Annotated in this window: 4 protein-coding genes; 3 read left to right on the top strand and 1 reads right to left on the bottom strand. The window is 61.8% G+C overall.

Annotation, left to right across the window (positions count from 1 at the left end):
* The 3 genes from EN750_RS20890 to EN750_RS20880 form a co-directional block, all read left to right on the top strand.
* A partial coding sequence (locus tag EN750_RS20890; protein ID WP_127397512.1) for an extracellular solute-binding protein occupies nt 1-445 on the top strand: 445 nt, incomplete at its 5' end.
* A 56-nt stretch (nt 446-501) separates the two neighbouring features.
* Entirely contained in the window at nt 502-2,112 is a 1,611-nt protein-coding gene (locus EN750_RS20885; protein ID WP_127397511.1) for a GMC family oxidoreductase N-terminal domain-containing protein, read from the top strand.
* Between the two features lie 404 nt (nt 2,113-2,516).
* Complete coding sequence (locus tag EN750_RS20880; RefSeq protein ID WP_245482761.1) at nt 2,517-3,644, top strand: NAD(P)/FAD-dependent oxidoreductase; 1,128 nt, start codon at nt 2,517-2,519, stop codon at nt 3,642-3,644.
* Here the strand turns inward: EN750_RS20880 and EN750_RS20875 are convergent.
* On the bottom strand, nt 3,641-4,233 hold a 593-nt coding region (locus EN750_RS20875; RefSeq protein ID WP_145967805.1), incomplete at its 5' end, for a carbohydrate ABC transporter permease. The genes EN750_RS20880 and EN750_RS20875 overlap by 4 nt on opposite strands.

Genomic DNA, 4,233 nt, shown 5'->3' with positions numbered 1-4,233 from the left:
CCTCTTGCTGGCGCAGAAGCCATTCGTGGCGGCCTATTCCAGCGACAACATCGAAAACCGCATCGGCAGCGGCGAGGTTGCCGCCCATTTCTGGTGGGACGGCAACACCATGAGGCTTCGCCGCAACGACAAGGCCAATGTCGAATACGCGATGCCGAAAGAAGGTCTGGTCGGCTGGCTGGATTCCTATGTCGTGCCGAAGGGCGCGGCCAATATCGAGAACGCCAAGAAGTTCATCGATTTCATGACCCAGATCGACAACGCGACGGCGCAGTACAATTATTACGGCCACTCTTCGCCGGTGAAGATCGACGAGAGCAAGGCGCTCTACAACAAGGAGAACGCTCCGGAGCTGTTCCCGACCGTTCCCGTCAAGATGGGCCAGGCCTGCTCGCCGGCGGCGCAGGAACTCGTCACCAAGGTCTGGACGCAGCTTCTGCAATGAGCCGCTCAGCCGGGGCGCGCGCCGCCCCGGCATCTCCATTCTCAAAGGGGCTGGCCATGCAGACCGAAAATCTTGACTACGATTACATCGTCATCGGCGCAGGCTCGGCCGGTTGTGTCCTTGCCAATCGCCTGAGCGCCAACCCGTCCCACAAAGTGTGCCTGATCGAAGCCGGCGGCAGCGATAGCGGGCTGCGGGTCAAGGTGCCTGCCGGCATCCTCTCGCTCTACGGCAATCCGAACTATGACTACTGCTATGTCGGCGTGCCTCAGCCCAACCTCAACGGCCGCAGGATTCCGGTCAATCGCGGCAAGGCGCTGGGCGGCTCCAGTTCCATCAACTCGATGGTCTACATCAGGGGCGCCGCGCAGGACTATGACGAGTGGTCGCGACTCGGCTGCGCAGGCTGGGCATTCAGCGACGTGCTTCCCGTCTTCAAGAAGCTCGAGCGCAACCTGCTTGGCCAGGACCCGCACTACCACGGTACAGGCGGGGAACTGCTGGTCGACAAGCCGCGCGATCCGAATGTGCTGTCGTCGATGTTCGTCAAGGCCGGCAACAATGCCGGTCTTCCGGCCAACAGCGACTTCAATGCCGAAAGCCAGTTCGGCCTCGGCATCTACAATGTCACCCAGGATCGCGGCCAGCGCTTCAGCAGTTTCACCGCCTTCATGCGCCCGGTGCTCGATCGCAAGAATCTCACAATCCTCAGCGAATGCGAAGTGATCGACCTCGATATAGCCGAGGAACGCGCGACAGGGGTACGGGTGCGGTACAAGGGCGAGCAGAAGACGCTGTCGGCCCGCCGCGAAATCGTGCTTTCGGCCGGGGCGATCAATTCACCGAAGATCTTGCTGGCGTCCGGCATCGGCGCAGCCGCCGAGCTGCAGGCGATCGGTATAAAGCCGTTTGTCGATCTGCCGGGCGTGGGCAAGAACCTTCAGGACCATATCGACGGCATGATCACGGTCCGCTCCTCGAGCACGAAGACGCTCGGCCTGTCGCTGCCCAACTTGCCCCGCGTGCTGGCTGCGCCCTTCCGGTATTTTGCCGGCCGCAAGGGCATGCTCACCACCAACTACGTCGAAGCCGGCGGCTTTGCCCGGACGAAGTATACGAACGGCATTCCCGACATCCAGTTCCACTTCGTGCCCGGCTATCGCAGCCATCGCGGCAGGCTGGTGGAGTACGGCCATGGCTACGCAATCCACACCTGCGTGCTCAGGCCCAAAAGCGTCGGCGAACTCAAACTGTCAGGCCAGGCATCGAACCGGGATGTGCTGATCGATCATCGCTTCTTCTCGAGCGACGAGGACGCCAGGGTGTTGGTCGAAGGCATCAAGATCGCGCGTCAAATCTTTGCCGCATCCGAGTTCGACCCGATCAGGGGGACGGAGATGCTGCCGGGCAAGGATGTTCGCAGCGATGACGAGATCCTCGCCTATCTGCGTGCCGAAGCGCTCACCGTCTATCATCCGGTGGGGACGTGCAAGATGGGGACCGACGCGATGGCCGTCGTCGACCCGGCAACGCTCAAGGTGCGCGGCATCGGTGGCTTGCGGGTCGCGGATGCGTCCGTGATGCCGAAGCTGATCGGCGGCAACACCAATGCCCCCAGCATGATGATCGGGCAGCGGGCAGCGGAGATGATCCTGGGCCGGGGATAGTTTCTGTAGCGCACCTCCAGGAAAGGCGTGCAGCGGCCTTCCTCGGCGTACCTCGATAATCGATGGCGATGACGCATTCCTGCATGGTCGGCTTTATTTGGCAGCCTGATCGTAGCCTTCGTGCTGTCGCTCAATGGCCCGAATATCTCGTTCTACCCGGCGCCACGCCTACCATGCCATCGGTCGCCTGGAGCGCACTGCGCTATGGCGTCAAGCCGGAGCTCTATGCGCTTCGTCGATCACCAACATTATGGTATTTGCCGCAATCGCGGTGCTTTATTTCGTTGCACGCTCGGACAGAAACGGCCGATGGAGTGACATGTCATGCTTGTGGTGCTTTCGGCGGGCCGGAATTCTGGTGAGGCCTGCTTGCACGTCCTGCATTGTGCCCCAGGGGCTGGCGAATGACGATGGGGGTCCCCGACGAGAAAGTCGATTGCATCGTCATCGGCGCCGGCGTCGTCGGTCTGGCGATTGCGCGGCGGCTGGCGCTCGAGGGACGCGAAGTTCTTGTCGTGGAGGCCGAGGACAGCCCCGGGCTGGGCACGTCGAGCCGCAACAGCGAGGTCATCCATGCCGGCATCTACTATCCTAAGGGCAGCCTGAAAGCGCAGCTATGCGTCGAAGGAAAGAACGCGCTTTACCGCTATTGCGAAGCGCGCGGGATTCCGCACCAACGCATCGGCAAGCTGATCGTCGCTACCAGCGACGCGGAATTGCCGATCCTGGAGGGGATCCGGACCAAGGCTGCGGACAATGGTGTTGCGGACCTGGAGATGCTCAGCCGCGCGGATGTGGAACGGCTTGAGCCTGAACTGGAGGTTGCCGGCGCGCTTTTGTCCCCAAGCACGGGGATCGTCAACAGCCGCGCGCTGATGCTGGGGCTACAGGGCGATGCCGAGAATGCCGGTGCCACCTTTGCGTTTCGCGCGCCGGTTCTCGGCGGCAGCGTCGACAAAACGGGCTGCGAGCTCCAGTTTGGCGGCGATATGGAAGGCTATAGGATCGCCGCAAATCTGGTCATCAATGCGGCCGGATTGTCAGCCCATCTCGTTGCCCGGAGCCTTGCGGGCGGGCATGGCGGCAAAATCCCAGATGTCACCTACGTCAAAGGCAATTATTTTGCGCTTGGACGCCGCCCGTCCTTCAGCCATCTTGTTTATCCGGTTCCGGAACCAGGCGGCCTCGGAGTTCACCTGACGCTGGATATGGCCGGATCGGTTCGTTTCGGGCCGGACGTCGAGCCCGTCGATGAGGTCGGCTACGCGGTCGACGCAACTCGGGCCACACCATTTTACGCGGCCATCCGACGCTATTGGCCGGGGCTGAGGGACGGGGAACTGGAGCCGAGCTATTGCGGGCTGCGGCCTAAAACGAACGGGTTGCAGTTCGGCGATTTCGACATTCTGGCAGATCAGTCCGGACGGCTGATCAGTCTTTTCGGAATCGAGTCACCTGGCCTGACAAGTGCGCTCGCCCTGTCGGATAGGGTTGCCCAACTAGTCAGAACGACGAACTTCGTCTTGCTTTAGCCTTTGACCGCTCCAGCGGTCATGGATCCTGATATCTGCCGATACATCACAAGACCCAGCAAGGCCGGCGGCAAGGCGCCCAGCATCATGACCGCGGAAGCGGTTCCCCATTTTACGCCGCCGCCGCTTGCGGCGAAAAAAAACGATGCGCCGACCGTCATCGGGACGGCACGGCTGGTTGTCAGCATGAGGCCGAAGAGGAATTCGTTCCAGGCGGTGATGAAGCCGAAGATGAAGGTCGTGACCAGCGCCGGTCGGGTGACGGGCCGGACGATCATCATCATCACCTGCAAGGAACTTGCGCCATCGACTTTCGCCGCCTCGTCGAGTTCGACCGGTACATCTGAAATCGCGTTCACCAGGATGACGAGCGCAAGCGGCGCGTTGACGATGGTCAGGATGAGCCCGAGCCCGATCCGCGTATCGAGCAGGCCCAGCCACTGGTACATCATGTAAAGCGGGATCGCGAAGATGATCAGCGGCACGGCGCGAAGATTGATGACGATCGGCAGGACCAAGCGCTTTCCCGCCTCGCTACGCGCGATCGCATAGGCAGCCGGGAACGCGAGCACGATCGCAAGGCCGGTTC

The sequence above is a fragment of the Mesorhizobium sp. M7A.F.Ca.ET.027.03.2.1 genome (genome assembly GCF_003999175.1).
Taxonomy (GTDB): Bacteria; Pseudomonadota; Alphaproteobacteria; order Rhizobiales; family Rhizobiaceae; genus Mesorhizobium.
This window is presented reverse-complemented; position numbering and strand designations above follow the sequence as displayed.